Below are 16,390 nucleotides of genomic sequence, written 5' to 3'. Positions count from 1 at the left end.
TCGCACCGTCGGGCGGGCACAACGAGAGCGCGGAACCAGGTTTACGGTCCCTGGTTCCGCGCTCTTTCGCGTGCCGTCCCGGGCCTCTTCGCGTACTGTCCGGGCGTCCTTGCGGGGCCTCTTTTCACGCCCGTGTGGAGACGGCGTCCCAGCGCATCGTTTCTGCGGTGAAGATCCACACCCGCTCGGGCGAGCGCACCGCGATTCGCCCCCCGCGCGCCCCTCCCCCGCCGCTATCCAGTCGCACATGATCAAGAACCTGGTGCGGGGCCTGACCCCGCTCGCGCTCATCCTGTCCCCGCTCGCCGTCCCCTCCCCCGCGCTGTCGGCGAACGTCGTCCTCTTCCCCGACGCCCTCGCCGACCTCACCGAGGCCTCCGAGGAGCCCGCCGGTTACAAGGCCTCCGCCTTCCGCCACTGGAACGCCGGCCTCGACCCGGCGGACGGCTGCGACACCCGCGCGGAGGTCCTCCTGGAGGAAGCCGTCGACGCCCCGAAGACCGGCACCGGCTGCGTCCTGACGGGCGGCAGGTGGACCTCGTACTACGACGGCCAGAGCGTCACCGACCCCGCCGCGCTCCGCGTCGACCATGTCGTCCCGCTCGACGAGGCCTGGGAGTCGGGCGCCTCGGCATGGACCGCGGCCCGGCGCGAGAAGTACGCCAACGACCAGGGCGCACCAGGCACGCTCGTCGCCGTCACCGCCCGCAGCCAGAAGGACAGGGCGGGCCGCGACCCCGCCGACTGGGTGCCGTCGGACTCCGCCCAGTACTGCCGCTACGTCGCCGAGTGGGTGGGCACCAAGCTGCGGTGGGGACTGAGCGCCGACAAGGACGAGGTGGAGGCGCTCAAGCTGTTCGCTGACGGGCCGTGCGAGGAGACCGTCGTGGTCCGCTCGAAGGCCCCTCGGTGAGGGCGAGCGTCAGCGTGACGGCGAGCGAGGCGACGGCGAGCACCACCATCGCCGTACGCGGCGAGGTGTACTGGGCGACGGCGCCGGCCAGCGCCGCGCTCAGCCCCTGGAGCGCGAGCATGCCCGAGGTGTGCAGCCCCAGGGCGTGACCGCTCAGCTCGTCCGGTACGAGGGCCATCAGCCGCTCCTGGTACAGCAGGCTCGCGCCGTAGCCGACCGCGGAGACGGTCACGGCCGTGAGCGCCCAGAGCAGCCCCGGATCCAGCGCGAAGCACAGGAACGGGGCCGCGAGGAGCGCCTGGAGAGGGGCGGCGAGCCGGGCGCGCAGGCCGCTCGGGACGAACCGGCCGACGATCGCGTCCCCCGCCAGCATCCCGAGCGCGCCGCAGGCGAAGAGCAGCCCGGCGCGCTCGGGGTCGTACGGCACGAAGAGCGATTCGCAGCCCACGATCAGTCCGTTGGGCACCCACAGCGCGACGTACACCCGGCGGCGGGCGCTAGAGGACCACAGCCGTCGGTTGGTCCGCCAGGTCTCGCCGGCCGAGGGTCGGCCGGCGGCACGCGGGGCGCGCCGGGAGAGCCCGGAGCGGGCCAGCAGGGCCGCGGCGAGGTAGAGGGCGGCGCCGGTCAGGACGGCCCCCCGCGGTGAGAGGACGGCGATGAGCAGGCCGCCGGCCGCGAAGCCGCCGATCTGGCAGGCGCCGGCCGCCATGTTCATCACGGAGCGGCCCATCAGATAACCCCCGCGGGGCAGGATCTCGCCGAGGAGTCCATAGCGCACGCCCCCGCCGACGGATCCGACGAGCCCGTGCGCGAGCAGGATCGCGAAGACCGCCGCGACCGGCAGGCCGGGGACGGCCGTCGCCGCGCTGCCCACGGCGAAGAACAGCGCCATCCCGGCGAGCGCGGCGCGCGGCGGGAGCCGGTCGGCGGCCGAGAGCAGGGTGGCGGCGCCGAGGAGCTGGGCGAGCGAGGGCCCGAAGAGGGCGAGGGAGGAGAGAAGGGGGGATCCGGTCCGGCTGTAGACGAGCGTGGCAAGGCCGAGGCCGGCCACCGTCTGGGCTGCGACCTGGACGGAGCAGGTGAGGAAGAGCGGGGTGAACTCGGGCGTACGGAAGAGTTCGCGGTAGCTGCGCATGCGGCGGAGTCTGCGGGTGCCGATGCGACGGCCGTTATTGTTTCGCGGAGAGGCGAAACGGGGGGCGGGGCGGATCATGGGCTGGTGGCAGATCGACGCGGACGCGCTCGCGGGAAGCAGGTTCGTGTTCTCGCCGCTGGCCGAGACCACCGCCGCGCTCCAGACGCTGGACCTCACGACGGCCGCCCACCCGGGCGAACGGACGTGGCTGGAGACCCATCTTCCCGCCTACCGCGCCCGGTTGGCCGCCGGCCCGGTCGACGCGCTGCTCGTCTCCGCCGCGCTCGGGACCACGTGGAACGCCGACTTCGTGACGCCCACCCCGCCGGGCGACGGCGAGCGGAGCTTCGAGGAGGAGCTGACCCGGGTCCGCGAGACCCCGCCCGCGGCCGCCGTGGCGGACCTTGCGGTGTCGCTCGGCGGAACGGTCCCCGAGCCGCTGGCCTCGGCGACCGATCTGCCTCACCGGATGGCCGAGTTGCTCACGTGGGTGTGGCGGGAGACGGTCCTGCCGACCTGGCCGCGGCGCCGGCGGATCCTGGAGGCCGATGTGCTGGCGCGTACGGCGCTGCTGACCCGGGGCGGCTGGGCGGCTGCCCTGGACGAGCTGAATCCGGGCCGGACACGCTGGCTCGGCGACGGCCGGCTCCAGGTCAACTCCCGGGACTACCCCCCGCGTTCGGTCGCGGGAGCGCAGTTGCTCCTGGTGCCGGTGACACCGAGCCGGGGGTGGGTGTCCTGGGAGGGGACGGATCGGTACGCGATCGTCTACCCATGTGCCGGAGTCCTGGCCGGGGCGGACGGGCCGGCCGTCCCCGAGGCGCTCGGCGCGCTGCTCGGGAGCGCTCGGGCCGGGGTGCTCGTACGGCTCGAATCCCCCCTGTCCACCAGCCAGTTGGTGGCACTGACGGGACAGGGGCTCGGGTCGGTGGGGCGGCACCTGAAGGTGCTGCTCGACGCCCGGCTGGTACGGCGGAGAAGGGCGGGCCGGTCGGTCCTCTACGACTGGACGGAGGCGGGGGCAGCGCTGGTCCGGGCCCAGGGCGCGGGGGCGCGGGGCGGGCCGTCGTGAGTCTGCGGGCACGGAGCGGCCCCCGCTCCGGTGCTCTCGGAGCGGGGGCCTGCACCTCTACGGAATGATCAGACCTTCAGGGCCTTGATCGCGGTCGGCGCGTGGCCGGGCTCCGTCGCGAGCTCCTCGAACTCGGTGACGTCGCTCATGTCGACCGTCTTGCTCATCGCGATGTTGGTGATGCGCTCCAGGATCGCCTCGACGACGACGGGCACCTGGAACTCGACGGCCAGCTTCTTGGCCTCCTCCAGCGCCTCGCCCAGCTTCTCCGGGTCGGTGACGCGGATGGCCTTGACGCCCAGGCCCTCGGCGACCTTGACGTGGTCGACGCCGTAGACGCCGATCTCCGGGGTGTTGATGTTCTCGAACTCGAGGTTGACCTCGAAGTTGATGCCCAGGCCGCCCTGCGCCTGACGGATCAGACCCAGGTAGGCGTTGTTCACGAGGACGTGGACGTAGGGGACCTTGTGCTGGGCGGCGACCGCCAGCTCCTCGATCATGAACTGGAAGTCGTAGTCGCCCGAGAGCGCGACGACCGGGGTCTCCGGGTCCGCGGTGGCGACACCGATCGCGGCCGGGATGGTCCAGCCGAGCGGGCCGGCCTGGCCGCAGTTGATCCAGTGGCGCGGCTTGTAGACGTGCAGGAACTGCGCGGCCGCGATCTGGGAGAGGCCGATGGTGGTGACGTAGCGCGTGTCCGGGCCGAAGGCCTTGTTCATCTCCTCGTAGACGCGCTGCGGCTTCATCGGGATGTTGTCGAAGTGCGTACGGCGCTGGAGGGTCGCCTTGCGCTCCTGGGCGGAGGCGGCCCAGGTGGAGAAGTCCGGGAGCTTGCCCGCGGCCTTCCACTCCTTGGCGATCTCGACGAAGAGCTCCAGAGCGGCCTTGGCGTCGGAGGCGATGCCGTAGTCCGGGGCGAAGATCTTGCCGAGCTGGGTGGGCTCGATGTCGACGTGGACGAACTTCCGGCCCTTGGTGTACGCCTCCATGTTGTAACCGGTGTGGCGATTGGCCCAGCGGTTTCCGATGCCGAGGACGAAGTCCGACTCCAGGAAGGTCGCGTTGCCGTAGCGGTGCGCGGTCTGGACGCCGACCATGCCGGCGGCCAGCTCGTGGTCGTCCGGGATGGTGCCCCAGCCCATCAGGGTGGAGATGACGGGGATGTCGGTCAGCTCGGCGAACTCGACCAGCAGGTCGGAGGCGTCGGCGTTGATGATGCCGCCACCGGCGACGATCAGCGGCCGCTCCGACTCCAGGAGGAAGTTCAGGGCCTTCTCGGCCTGCGCGCGGGTGGCCTGCGGCTTGTAGACCGGCAGCGGCTCGTACGTCTCCGGGTCGAACTCGATCTCGGTCAGCTGGACGTCGATCGGCAGGTCGATGAGGACCGGGCCGGGGCGGCCGGAGCGCATCAGGTGGAAGGCCTGCTGGAAGACGCCGGGGACCTGCGCGGCCTCCAGGACCGTGGTGGCGGCCTTGGTGACGGGCTTGGCGATCGTGGCGATGTCGACGGCCTGGAAGTCCTCCTTGTGGAGCTTCGAGACCGGGGCCTGGCCGGTGATGCACAGGATCGGGATCGAATCCGCGATCGCGGAGTACAGGCCGGTGATCATGTCGGTTCCGGCGGGGCCGGAGGTACCGATGCAGACACCGATGTTGCCCGCCTTGGCACGGGTGTAGCCCTCGGCCATGTGGGACGCGCCCTCGACGTGGCGGGCGAGGGTGTGGGCGATCCCGCCCACGTTCTTGAGCTCGCGGTAGAAGGGGTTGATCGCCGCGCCGGGCACGCCGAACGCGTTGGTGACGCCTTCGCGCTTGAGGATCTCAACGGCCGCTGCGGCGGCGGTCATACGAGGCATGGAGGGCTCCTGCTTCGGCCAGGCGGAAACGGGTGTGCCACCGGCTCGTGGACTCGTTTCCGTATTGCGGAAGTATTGTTCTACTATGTGGAAGCAATGTAGGTCGGGGGGTCGAGGGTCGTCAAGGGAGCGGGCTCGGACGTTGGCCGAACTCACTCCCCTCGCGTGGCGGATTGGTGGACGATGGGGTCGGGAAGACAGGGGGTCCGGCGTGGGGTTCGGTGTGGGTGACTCGGTTCCGGTGCGCTGCCCGGAATGCCTCCGTACGCAGGCGTACGCGGCGCCGGTATTCCCCTGCGCGTGCGGCACCCCGGTCGTGCCGCCGGTGATCGCCGGGGCTACGGGCGAGCCGGTCACGCACCGCAACTGGACGGACGAGTGGGTCACGGTCCGCTGCGCCGCCTGCGGCCGCGCGGACGAATGGCCCCACCCGGAGCTCGGCTGCGCCTGCGGCACGGTCCTGCGCGTCCCGGTCCGCCCGCCGGACGACAGTTCCGCGGCGGGCGGGCGTACGGGGACCGGCGCGGGCACGGGCCCGGGAACAGGCACGGCGGCCGGCACCGCGACGGGTGGCCTCACGGGACGGAGCACGGGCGCCGAGGTGAGCGCCGGGCCGCGCGGCCAGGGCGCGGGCCCGGCCACGGACGCCGCGGTGGACGGACGGCCCGGGACGGACCGGACAGAGCACGGGAGCGGCGCCGAGGCGCGCGGCGACATGGATTCGGCACCGGGCGGGTGGTTCACGCCGAGGAGCGCGCCAGGCGGTACCGGCGGCAGCTCGGACGATCTCGGCGGCTCGGACGGTACGGGCGGCATGGGCCGTGCGGCCGGCGAGGACGGTGGCCCGGCAGGCGGCCCGGGAGGCGGCCCCCACCCGCCGGCCGGGCCCTCCGGGAGCCGCGCCCACGCCACGCCCGGAAACGGCGGGCACCGCACCTTCGCCGAGCGCTATCCCGCGCACATCCCGCTGCCGCCCAGCGCCCCGCACCCGGCGCCGTCGAGGCCCTCGTTCCGGCCCACGACCATCCGTACCGCACGGGACGCGGTCGCCACGTCGGCCGGCTATCTGCGCTGGCTGGGGTTCCGGGACGTCGTCCAGCCCGAGGAGCGGACCGCGTCCGGCATCGACCTGCGGGCGCCCGGACTCGTCGCCCAGGTGGACCCGAGCACCCGGCCCGCCGCCCTGCGGGCCGTCGAGTGCCTCTGGCTCAACGGTCTCAGCAGCTCGTCGGTGAGCGTGTTCTTCTCCCTCGCCGGCTACACCCCGGATGCCCGGTCCCGCGCCGACGAGCTCGGCATACCGCTCTTCGTCCTCGACCTCACCGGCACGCCCCAGCCCGTCAACACCCCGGCCGACGAACTGATCACCACCGGCGCCTAGCGGCGGCCTCTGCGGACTGTCGGCGGGACCCGCTACGGTCGCGGTCATGGGTGACCAGCTACGGTCGCGGTCATGGGTGACCACTTCCAGACCGTCGTCGATCTCGACGCCACCGCCTCGGAGGCCCCCGTACTCGCCCGGCGCGCCCTGGACTGGCTCGTCGCGGAGGAGATCGTCCGTGCCGAGCAGACCGACTGCGTGCTCGGCGCGCCCCTCGGGCATCCGCCCGGGCCGCGCTGGGCCTCGGCCGTCGCCATCGAGGACTGGGAGCCGGGCGGCGGACTGAGGATCGAGGCCGGGCGCACGGTCTTCCACGGGGGTCAGGGCGAGGCCGAGTACGCGACGTGTCCGCACTGCGCCACGCGTACCGCGTTCTACGACGCGGAGTGGGACGAGGCGGTGGGCGCCTGGGAGCCCTTCGGCCGGGCCATGTCCACCTGGCACACCACGGGTTCGGCCACGGTCGACTGTGCCCACTGCGGGCGGGCCGGCGCACTGACCGCCTGGACCTGGGCCGACGACTACTACGCGTTCGGGTACCTCGGGTTCGAGTTCTGGGCCTGGACCGAGTTCTCGCCCCGTTTTCTCGACGCCTTCGCCGCGGCGCTCGGCGGCCACCGAGTCGTCCGGGTGTGGGGAAAGCTCTGAAACGGGTCCCCCGCTCGAAAGAACCTCAGAATAACCTCAGATTTCGGCCATTCACGCGTGACGATCACCCTCCGCCGGGCACAACACTCTCGGGGGGTGGAGCGTCATGGGGGCGGACACGTGGTGGTTCATCGGCGCGTCCTGCGCACAACTGCTCGGCGCGCTCGTCCTGTTGCGAACGCGCAGCCCGCAGCGGACCGAACTCGCCCCGCAGGCACTGGCGTTGCTCCGGGGCGGTCGGCGGGCCGCGGTCGTCGTGGCCCTTGTCGCGCTGCACCAGCGCGGTGCGGTCGCGGCCGGCCGCAGGGGAACGATTCGGGCCAACGGCGGCCCCGGACGGACCCGTGACCCCGTCCAGCTGGGCGTGCACAGTTCGCTGCGCCGAGCGCTGGGGCTGCGCGTCCTGGCCTCGCAGCCCAGGGCGCGGCGAGCGGTCGACGCGCTGCGGGCCGAGCTCGGCCGGGAGGGGCTGCTCCGCCCGCACGGCCGTCTGACCGTCGCGCGCGCACTGCTCGTGACCACCGTGGCCACGGCGGTGGCGGGCCTGACCGTCACCGGCCCGTCCGGCGCGGGACTCGCGCTCGCGCTCGCCCTCGGAGCCGTACCGGCCGGTGCCGCGCTCGCCCTGCTGTTCCTGCCGCCGACGACCCGCGCCGCCCGCCGGCTCCTCGCCGGGCTCCGTGAGCGGCACCCCTTGCCCGCACACCGGGGCGAGGTGACGGACGGCAATCTGGTGCTGCTGTACGTCGCCCTCTACGGTGACCCAGCGCTCGCCCTCTTCCTCCCCCGCTTCTCGCGCGACGGCGGACTCCTCGCCCGGGGCGGCGGTACGGACGGCTACGCGACCGGGCGCAGCTGGTTCGGCGGGGGCGGCTGGTTCAGCGGGGGCGGGAGCGAATCGAGTGGTGGAGGCGGGAGCGGAGGCGGAGGCGGCTCGGACTGAAGCGCGCGCCATACTCGTCGTATGCGCATCAGAGCGGCCGCGCCGGCCGAACTCCCGCTGCTCCAGGACATCGAGCGAGCCGCGGGCGAACCGTTCCGTTCCCTCGACATGGCTGCCATCGCCGACGACGAGCCCCTGCCGCTGGACGTCCTGGACGCCTACCGCCTGGCCGGTCGCGCCTGGGTGGCCGCCGACGAGGCCGACCGTCCGGTCGCGTACCTGCTGACGGACACCGTCGACGGCGCCGCCCACATCGAGCAGGTCTCCGTGCACCCGGCCTCCGCCCGCCGGGGCATCGGCCGCGCCCTCATCGACCACCTCGCGGCGGAGGCGGCCGCGCAGGGCCTCACGGCGCTGACCCTGACGACCTTCACCGAGGTCCCCTGGAACGCCCCGTACTACGCCCGTCTCGGCTTCCGCCCGCTCGCCGACTCCGATCCCCAGCTCACCGCCGGCCTGCGCGCCATCCAGCGGGCCGAGGCCGCGCACGGTCTGGCGACCTGGCCCCGCGTCTGCATGCGCCGCGAGCTGGCCGGGGCGGGGGCGGCGCCCGCACCCCGCTCCGTCCCCCCGCCGGCGCAGCGCGCGCCGGCCCCGGAGCGAGCGCCGGCCCCCTAGCCCCCCGGCTCCGCGGGGCCGGCGCCCTCACCCGTACCGCTGTCGCAGCTCCACCTTCCGCACCTTTCCGCTCACCGTCATCGGGAACTCGGCGAGGATCTCCACCCGGCGCGGGATCTTGTAGTGCGCCAGCCGGTCGCGGCAGTACGCGGTGATGTCGTCCAGGCTCGGCGGGTCCGCCGGGTCGCGCGGGATCACGCAGGCCAGGATCTCCTCGCCGTACCGGGAGTCCGGGACACCGACTACCTGGACGTCGGCGATCTTGTCGTACCCGTGGAGGAACTCCTCGATCTCGCGCGGGTACACGTTCTCGCCGCCGCGGATGATCATGTCCTTGATGCGGCCGACGATCTGGACGTACCCGTCCTCGCGCATCACCGCGAGGTCGCCGGTGTGCATCCAGCGGCCCGCGTCGATCGCCTCGGCGGTCCTGTCCGGCTCGTTCCAGTACCCGAGCATCACGCTGTAGCCGCGGGTGCACAGCTCGCCGGCCACCCCGCGTTCCAGGGTGAGGCCGGTGGTCGGGTCGACGATCTTCACCTCGACGTGCGGCATGACCCGGCCGACCGTGCCCGTCCGGCGCTCCAGGTCGTCGTCGCGCCGTGTCTGGGTGGAGACGGGCGAGGTCTCCGTCATGCCGTAACAGATGGACACCTCCGCCATGTTCATCTCGGCGACGACCCGCTTCATCACCTCCACCGGACAGGGCGAGCCCGCCATGATCCCCGTGCGCAGGGAGGAGAGGTCGTACGAGGCGAAGTCGGGGAGGTCGAGTTCGGCGATGAACATCGTCGGCACCCCGTACAGCGAGGTGCACCGCTCCTCCTGGACCGCGCGGAGCGTGGCCGCGGCGTCGAACGACGGCGCGGGGATCACGATGCATGCGCCGTGCGAGGTCGCCGCGAGGTTGCCCATCACCATGCCGAAGCAGTGGTAGAAGGGCACCGGGACACAGACCCGGTCCTGCTCGGAGTAGGCGATCATCTCGCCCACGAAGTAACCGTTGTTCAGGATGTTGTGGTGGGAGAGGGTCGCCCCCTTGGGGAAGCCCGTCGTGCCCGAGGTGTACTGGATGTTGACGGGTTCGTCGCAGGAGAGCTCCGCGGGGCGCAGCTCCCCCGCCGTACGGGTGAGGAGTTCGTCCCAGCTCGCGTCGCCGAAGTAGACGGCCTCCCGCAACTCCGGGCAGTTGTCGCCGACCTGCTCGACCATCGCCCGGTAGTCGCTCGTCCTGTGCGTGAGGGAGGCGAAGAGCATCGAGATCCCCGCCTGCCGGAGCACGTACTCCAACTCATGCCCGCGGTAGGCCGGGTTGATGTTGACCATGACGGCGCCGATGCGGGCGGTGGCGTACTGGACGAGCACCCACTCGGCGCAGTTCACCGCCCAGATCCCCACCCGGTCCCCCTTGGCGACCCCGCTGCCGAGCAGCGCGTCCGCCAGACGATCGACGTCCGCGCCGAACTGGGCGTAGGTCCAGCGGCGTCCGGTCGGGACGTCGACGAGTGCCTCGCGCTCCGGCCAGGTCGCGACGGCCCGGTCGAGGTTGGCTCCGATCGTGTCGCCGAGGAGCGGGGTGGGGCCGGCACCGTGTGCGTAGGAGAGGCTCATGCGAGGTCCCCTTCCGCGTACTCCGTACCCTCGCCCTTCGCCGTACGCTCGCGCAGCTCGATCCGGCGGATCTTCCCCGAGACCGTCTTCGGCAGCTCGGCGAACTCGATGCGCCGCAGCCGCTTGTACGGGGCGAGCACGGCGCGCGAGTGGGCGAAGAGGGCCCGCGCCGTGTCCTCGCCCGGCTCCCAGCCCTCCGCGAGGACGACGTACGCCTTCGGCACGGCGAGCCGCAGCGGATCCGGGGCCGGGACGACGGCCGCCTCGGCCACCGCCTCGTGTTCCAGGAGCGCGCTCTCCAGCTCGAAGGGGCTGATCTTGTAGTCACTGGCCTTGAAGACGTCGTCACTGCGGCCGATGTACGTGATGTAGCCCTCGGCGTCGCGGGAGCCGATGTCACCGGTGCGGTAGTAGCCGCCCGCCATCGCCTCGGCCGTACGCTCCGGGTCGCCGTGGTAGCCGGTCATCAGGCCGACCGGGGCGGCGGACAGATCGAGGCAGATCTCGCCTTCCTCGACATCCGCCTCGCCGCTCACCGGGTCGACGAGCGTGACCCGGTAGCCGGGGCTCGGGCGCCCCATGGAGCCCTCCTTCAGACGCTGGCCCGGGCTGTTGGAGACCTGGACGGCCGTCTCCGTCTGCCCGAAGCCGTCGCGGATGGTGACGCCCCAGGCCCGGCGCACGGACTCGATGACCTCGGGGTTGAGCGGCTCGCCGGCCGCCACGACCTCGCGCGGCGGGTGCTTCAGCTGTGTGAGATCGGCCTGGATGAGCATGCGCCAGACGGTCGGCGGGGCACAGAAGCTGGTGACGCCGTTCCGCTCCATCTCGGCCATGAGGCGCGCCGGGTCGAAGCGCGTGTAGTTGTGGATGAAGACGGTCGCCTCGGCGTTCCACGGCGCGAAGAGGTTGGACCACGCGTGCTTGGCCCAGCCCGGCGAGGAGATGTTCAGATGCACGTCGCCGGGTTTGAGGCCGATCCAGTACATGGTGGCGAGATGGCCGACGGGGTACGAGGTGTGGGTGTGCTCGACCAGCTTGGGGCGGGCGGTCGTGCCGGAGGTGAAGTACAGCATCAGCGGGTCGTCGGCGCGGGTGGCACCGTCGGGCTCGAAGATCTCGGACGCCTCGTGCGCACCCTCGTAGGCGCCCCGGGAGTCGCCCTCGGAGTCGCCCTCGTACGAGATCCAGCCCGCGCGCCCGCCTCCGACGACGATCCGGGTGTACTCCCCCGGTACGTCGTCGAACTTGGCGGTGTCCTCGGCGCGCACGACGACGTGCCGGGCCCGGCCGCGCTCGACGCGGTCGCGGAGATCGGCCGGGCCGAGAAGCGGGGTGGCCGGGATGACGACGGCCCGCAGCTTCATGGCGGCGAGCGCGGTCTCCCACAACTCGGCCTGGTTGCCGAGCATGACGATGATCCGGTCTCCGGCCCGTACGCCTTGCGCGCGCAGCCAGTTGGCGGCCCGGTGGGAGCGGGCGGACATCTCGGCGAAGCTCCGCCGCGTCTCGGCGCCGTCCTCCTCGACGATGTGCAGGGCGGTCCTGTCGTTGCCGGCCGCGACGACGTCGAACCAGTCGAGGGCCCAGTTGAACCGGTCGGGGCGGGGCCAGGCGAAGCCCTCGTACGCCGTCTCGTAGTCCTCGCGGTGCTGGAGCAGGAAGTCGCGGGCGGCCCGGAACCTCTCCGTCGCGGTGGTAGCCGTCATATGTCCTCCTCGTTGCGGTTCCGGTCACGGACATCGTGTAATCAGTGACCCAGGTCTCACTACCCCCGTTCGGGGGTGAAGGAGTGGTCGCGTGCCTGAGCGGATCGAATCGACGGAGTTGCGGGCGGCGCTGCTGCGGATGCGCCGCACCACCGGCCTCGCGGTGGTCTTCGGCGGTCTGTTGCACGACGGCCGCCGGCTGCGGATCGCCGAGCTGAGCGGAGCGCTGACCCCTGCCCTGCGCGGCCTCGCGATCTCGGCGGGCAGCGGCCTGGGCGGGAAGTGCCTGGCGCTGTCGCGGCCCTGCGCGGTCGTCGACTATCCGTCGGCGCGGCACATCACACACGAGTACGACGCTCCGGTGTCGGCGGAGGGGCTCCGCTCGGTGATCGCGGTGCCCGTCGTCGTACGACGGAAGGTGCGGGGGGTGCTGTACGGGGCGCTGCGGGACGCGCTGCCGCTGGGCGACCGGGTCTTCGACGCGGCGGTGTCGGCGGCCCGGGACGTGGAGCAGGCCTTGGCGGTACGGGACGAGGTGCGGGATCTGCTGACGGGGCCGGGGCTCAGGGTGGGGCGGGGTCCGGGGTTCGGGGCGGGATCGGGTTCGGGGCCGGGTTCGGGTTCGGGGCCGGGTTCGGGGCCGGGATCGGGGCCGGGATCGGGTTCGGGGCCGGGTTCGGGTTCGGGGTCGTCGTCGGCGTCGGGGTCGGGTTCGGGGTCGGGGTCGGGCGAGGTGCCGTCGCCGTCGTGGGAGGAGGTCCGCCAGGCGCACGGCGAGCTGTGCGAACTCGCCCCGCGGATCACCGACCCGGAGCTCCGGGCCCGGCTCCTGGCGGTGTGCGGCCGCCTGGAGACGGCCTCGGCGGGACCGGAACGCCCGCCGGGCGTGTCGCTGACGCCCCGCGAGCTGGACGTCCTGGCGGCGGTGGCCTCGGGGGTGACGAACGCGGTGGCGGCGGAACGGCTGGGGCTGCGCCCGGAGACGGTGAAGGGCTACCTGCGCTCGACGATGCGCAAGCTGGGAGCGCACACGCGCCTGGAGGCGGTGGTGACGGCGAGGAGGGCGGGGCTGCTGCCGTAGGGGGCGCTTGGCGTGAGCGGCTGTCGCCGGAGGGGGCGCTCGCCGTGAGCGGCTGTCGCCGGAGGGGGCGCTCGCCGTGAAGGGCCGGCTACGCGTCCACGACACCGAACACCACCCCGAACGGAACGCCACCCGCCCCCATCACCCCCGCTCCCGCCAACCGCTCTGCCTCCTCCGTCAGGGCGGCGCGGTGGTCCTTGGTGGTAGGGCCGAAGGGCTGGACGGTCATCGTCGTGCCCTCCTTGGTCTCCTCCAGGCGCCACAGCCCGGCCACGAGGCCGTCGAGGAGGAAGACCGGGAAGGCCTGGTTCCCCTTCCACGAGCGGTTCCTGGCCTCGGCGGAGACGAAGCGGGTCCGGTCGGCGTGGGAGAGGAGGAGGTTGTCGTACTCGGGAAGGAAGCGCGGCGGGGCCGGGGTGTCCGCGTCGGGCCGCGGGGCGTCGGGGAGGTCGAAGAGTTCGACGCCGTGCTCGTCCCGGAAGGTGAGGAGCTGGGGGCGCAGCCGCTCGAAGGCGTCACGGAGGCGGGTGAGGCCGCACCAGGTCTGCATGTCCTTGACGGAGGCGGGGCCGAAGGCGGAGAGGTAGCGGAGGACCGTCGCGTCGGGGGCGGGGGTCGGTTCGGCGGGGCGGCCGAGCCAGTTCTCGGCGGTGGTGAGGCGGACCTGCCCGCTCCGGCGCCAGAGGCCGCGCGGGGTGACCTGGACGAGCGGCAGGAGGCAGCGGGCGGCGACCGAGAGCGACTGGGGGTCGGCGTCGGGCCAGTGCACGAGGAGGGACTCCCGGATCTCCTTGGGGGTACGGGGTGCCTCCTCGACGAGCTCGCGGGAGAGGGCGGCGAGGCGGTCGAGGTCGACGCCGTCGAGGCCCTTGCGGAACATGGTGAGCTCGCGGTCGCGGGCGGCCTGGACGAGGGGCCGCAGGGTGAGGATGTCCTCGGCGGTGTGGGTGTGGATGGTGGAGCGCATGGTGACGATCCGGGCGACCTCGCGGGACTCCATGAGGTCGGAGAGGTGCTCGGGCCGGAAGCCGGCGAGCCGGGCGGCGAGGGCGTAGTACGGCGGCTTGGTGTTCTGCGCCTGGAGCCCGATGAGGTGGGAGACGGCGTCCTTGGCGGAGGTCGCGGCAGGCTCCAGGAGGAGCTGTCGGGCCAGCGTGGCACGGCCCAGGGCGCGGGTGGAGAGGACCGGGTTCGTCAACGTGGAGGGCATAGGGGCACGCTACTCGGGCTTGCGGACAGGCATGGTCCGCATTGCGGCGTCGGGGGTGCACGGGGTGCCTCTGCCGCCGAGCTACGCCGATTCACCCCGTATATCCTGCCGGGGAGCCACTGGCCCCGATCATGCATACGGAGATGGACCCCACGATGTCGGAGCGTCGCCCCCGCGCAGCCTGGCGCCGCCAGCCGGAACCGCCGGCGGCGCAGCGCCCGGAGCCGCAGCAGTCCGGACCCGGTTCCGAGGCGACGGACCGGCCTAGCGTGGTGCAGGCGACCCTGTACCGGGACGGACGCAAGGTGGCCTCCCCCGCGACGCTCGCGGACACGTTCCGGCAGCTGCGCGAGCACCCGGACGGCATGGCGTGGATCGGCCTGCACCGTCCGACGGAGTCCGAACTGCACTCCCTGGCGGGCGAGTTCGACCTCCACGAGCTGGCGGTCGAGGACGCGCTGGAGGCGCATCAGCGCCCGAAGCTGGAACGGTACGGGGACACGCTCTTCGTGGTTCTGCGCGCCGCTCGCTACCTGGACGCCCAGGAGGAGGTCGACTTCGGCGAGCTGCACATCTTCGTGGGCCAGGACTTCGTGATCACGGTCCGGCACGGAGCGGCCCCGGACCTCTCGGCGGTCCGCCTCCGCATGGAGGAGGACCCGGACCTGCTGGCCCTGGGCCCCGAGGCGGTCCTGTACGCGATCCTGGACGCGGTCGTGGACGGCTACGCCCCGGTGGTGGCGGGCGTCCAGAACGACATCGACGAGATCGAGACCGAGGTCTTCGGCGGGGACCCGGCGGTCTCGCGCCGTATCTACGAACTCTCCCGGGAAATGGTCGAGTTCCAGCGCGCCACCCGCCCCCTGGTGGGCATGCTGCACGGCCTCATGGCGGGCTTCGCGAAGTACGGCACGGACGAGGAGCTCCAGCGCTACCTCCGCGACGTGGCCGACCACGTCACCCACACCAGCGAACGCGTGGACGGCTTCCGCCAGGCCCTGACGGAGATCCTGACGGTGAACGCGACGCTGGTGACACAGCAACAGAACGCGGAGATGCGGGCGTTGGCGGAGGCGGGCTTCGAGCAGAACGAGGAGATCAAGAAGATCTCCTCGTGGGCGGCCATTCTGTTCGCGCCCACGCTGGTGGGGACGATCTACGGGATGAACTTCGACAACATGCCGGAGCTGCACTGGGCGGGCGGGTATCCGTTCGCGGTGGTGCTGATGGCGGTGGTCTGTACGAGTCTGTACGTGGTCTTCAAGAAGAAGGACTGGCTGTAGGCAGCGAACGGGCGTGCCCTGGTGGTCCTGGTCGTGTTCGTGAACATCGCGTTGCTTGTGCCCCGTCGGGCGGTCGGCGTGCGGATACTGTCCGGGCGGCGACTGAGGGGCGGGGACCCGGGTGGAGTGGACGGTGTGCGCGGGGCTGGCCGCCGGGCTGCTCATCGCGGTGGTGACCGCGCCGGTCGGCGTGTCCGGGGCGGTGTTCCTGCTGCCGGTCCACCTGAGCGTCTTCGGGGTGCCGAGCCCGGCGATCACCCCGACGAACCTGCTGTTCAATGTGGTGGCCGGGCCGGGCGCCCTGTGGCGGTACCGCAGTGACGGCGCGCTGCGCGGCCCCTTGGCACGGCGCCTGACCGCCGGCACTCTGCCGGGTGTGGTCGTCGGCGCCGCCATCCGCGTCTACGCCCTCCCCGGCCCGGGGGTCTTCCGGTTGCTGATCGCCGCTCTGCTCCTGCCGCTCGGGCTCTGGCTGTGCGCCCGCACGCTCGTCCCGGCCCGCGACCGGCCGCCGTCCGCGGCGGAGCCGTCCCCCGCCGTCCTCACCACGCTGGCGGTGGGGGTGGGAGTGGTCGGCGGGATCTACGGCATCGGCGGCGGCTCGCTGCTCGGGCCGATCCTGGCCGCCCGCGGCCTGCCCATGGCCCGGGTGGCACCGGCGGCGCTCGCCGCCACGTTCGCCACCTCGGTCGTCGGCGCCGCCGCGTACGTGGCGCTGTCCCTGGCCAGTTCCGGTGATGTCGCCCCCGACTGGTGGCTCGGTCTGGCCTGCGGCCTGGGCGGACTGGTCGGCGGGTACCTCGGCGCCCGCCTCCAGCCCCGCCTGCCCGAGCGGGCCCTGCGCCTGCTGCTCGGCACACTGGCCACGGCGATCGGCGCCCTCTACGCGACGCAGGCCTTGTGAGCGGCTCCGCACGAAGGCTCGGC

At 72.7% G+C, this 16,390-nt stretch carries 14 protein-coding genes; 9 read left to right on the top strand and 5 right to left on the bottom strand.

Annotated elements, in window-relative coordinates; genetic code table 11:
* The first annotated feature begins 247 nt into the window (after window positions 1-247).
* Window positions 248-913 carry a GmrSD restriction endonuclease domain-containing protein gene (locus tag ACZ3OF_RS00310; RefSeq protein WP_467301799.1) on the top strand — a complete coding sequence of 222 codons (666 nt, stop codon included), beginning with the start codon at window positions 248-250 and terminating at the stop codon, window positions 911-913.
* On the opposite strand, the gene ACZ3OF_RS00305 is transcribed toward ACZ3OF_RS00310, so the two are convergent.
* On the bottom strand, window positions 849-2,051 hold the full coding sequence (locus ACZ3OF_RS00305; RefSeq protein ID WP_361667209.1) for an MFS transporter: 1,203 nt from the start codon (window positions 2,049-2,051) through the stop codon (window positions 849-851). The two genes, ACZ3OF_RS00310 and ACZ3OF_RS00305, sit on opposite strands and share 65 nt — an antisense overlap.
* Window positions 2,052-2,127: 76 nt before the next feature.
* Here ACZ3OF_RS00305 and ACZ3OF_RS00300 point away from each other — a divergent pair, with 76 nt between their 5' ends.
* A complete protein-coding gene (locus ACZ3OF_RS00300) occupies window positions 2,128-3,123 on the top strand; it encodes an ArsR family transcriptional regulator (RefSeq protein ID WP_361667211.1) in 996 nt (331 codons plus the stop codon).
* 68 nt (window positions 3,124-3,191) lie between these two features.
* On the opposite strand, the gene gcl is transcribed toward ACZ3OF_RS00300, so the two are convergent.
* Window positions 3,192-4,979, bottom strand: coding sequence for a glyoxylate carboligase (gene gcl, locus ACZ3OF_RS00295; RefSeq protein WP_467301796.1), 1,788 nt, complete (start codon window positions 4,977-4,979; stop codon window positions 3,192-3,194).
* Window positions 4,980-5,202: 223 nt separating this feature from the next.
* On the opposite strand from gcl, the gene ACZ3OF_RS00290 reads away from it, so the two are divergent.
* From ACZ3OF_RS00290 to ACZ3OF_RS00275, 4 genes are all read left to right on the top strand, one after another.
* Window positions 5,203-6,360, top strand: coding sequence for a hypothetical protein (locus tag ACZ3OF_RS00290; protein WP_467301794.1), 1,158 nt, complete (start codon window positions 5,203-5,205; stop codon window positions 6,358-6,360).
* Window positions 6,361-6,432: 72 nt separating this feature from the next.
* On the top strand, window positions 6,433-7,008 hold the full coding sequence (locus ACZ3OF_RS00285) for a hypothetical protein (protein WP_467301792.1): 576 nt from the start codon (window positions 6,433-6,435) through the stop codon (window positions 7,006-7,008).
* 106 nt (window positions 7,009-7,114) lie between these two features.
* Window positions 7,115-7,951, top strand: a complete 837-nt coding sequence (locus ACZ3OF_RS00280; RefSeq protein WP_467301790.1) for a TIGR04222 domain-containing membrane protein — start codon at window positions 7,115-7,117, stop codon at window positions 7,949-7,951.
* A gap of 21 nt (window positions 7,952-7,972) precedes the next feature.
* The gene (locus ACZ3OF_RS00275; RefSeq protein WP_361667217.1) at window positions 7,973-8,569 is read left to right on the top strand and encodes a GNAT family N-acetyltransferase; all 597 of its coding nucleotides are present in this window, start codon (window positions 7,973-7,975) and stop codon (window positions 8,567-8,569) included.
* A 27-nt stretch (window positions 8,570-8,596) separates the two neighbouring features.
* Here the strand turns inward: ACZ3OF_RS00275 and ACZ3OF_RS00270 are convergent, their stop codons facing one another.
* A complete protein-coding gene (locus ACZ3OF_RS00270; RefSeq protein ID WP_361667219.1) occupies window positions 8,597-10,180 on the bottom strand; it encodes an AMP-binding protein in 1,584 nt (527 codons plus the stop codon).
* Window positions 10,177-11,889 (bottom strand): AMP-binding protein, encoded by a 1,713-nt coding sequence (locus ACZ3OF_RS00265; RefSeq protein ID WP_467301787.1) that lies wholly within the window; start codon window positions 11,887-11,889, stop codon window positions 10,177-10,179. The genes ACZ3OF_RS00270 and ACZ3OF_RS00265 overlap by 4 nt, the downstream gene beginning before the upstream one ends.
* Before the next feature lie 139 nt (window positions 11,890-12,028).
* On the opposite strand from ACZ3OF_RS00265, the gene ACZ3OF_RS00260 reads away from it, so the two are divergent.
* Window positions 12,029-12,970 (top strand): response regulator transcription factor, encoded by a 942-nt coding sequence (locus tag ACZ3OF_RS00260; protein ID WP_467302787.1) that lies wholly within the window; start codon window positions 12,029-12,031, stop codon window positions 12,968-12,970.
* 88 nt (window positions 12,971-13,058) lie between these two features.
* Here the strand turns inward: ACZ3OF_RS00260 and ACZ3OF_RS00255 are convergent, their stop codons facing one another.
* Window positions 13,059-14,180, bottom strand: coding sequence for a winged helix DNA-binding domain-containing protein (locus ACZ3OF_RS00255; RefSeq protein ID WP_467301786.1), 1,122 nt, complete (start codon window positions 14,178-14,180; stop codon window positions 13,059-13,061).
* Between the two features lie 155 nt (window positions 14,181-14,335).
* Here ACZ3OF_RS00255 and ACZ3OF_RS00250 point away from each other — a divergent pair, with 155 nt between their 5' ends.
* Entirely contained in the window at window positions 14,336-15,463 is a 1,128-nt protein-coding gene (locus tag ACZ3OF_RS00250; protein ID WP_361667223.1) for a magnesium and cobalt transport protein CorA, read from the top strand.
* 121 nt (window positions 15,464-15,584) lie between these two features.
* Window positions 15,585-16,367 carry a sulfite exporter TauE/SafE family protein gene (locus tag ACZ3OF_RS00245; protein WP_361667224.1) on the top strand — a complete coding sequence of 261 codons (783 nt, stop codon included), beginning with the start codon at window positions 15,585-15,587 and terminating at the stop codon, window positions 16,365-16,367.
* Window positions 16,368-16,390 lie beyond the last annotated feature (23 nt).

It is taken from the genome of Streptomyces sp. NPDC022552 (assembly GCF_055561875.1).
Note: the sequence above shows the minus strand (reverse complement) of the source record. Positions and strands in the feature narration are given on the sequence as shown.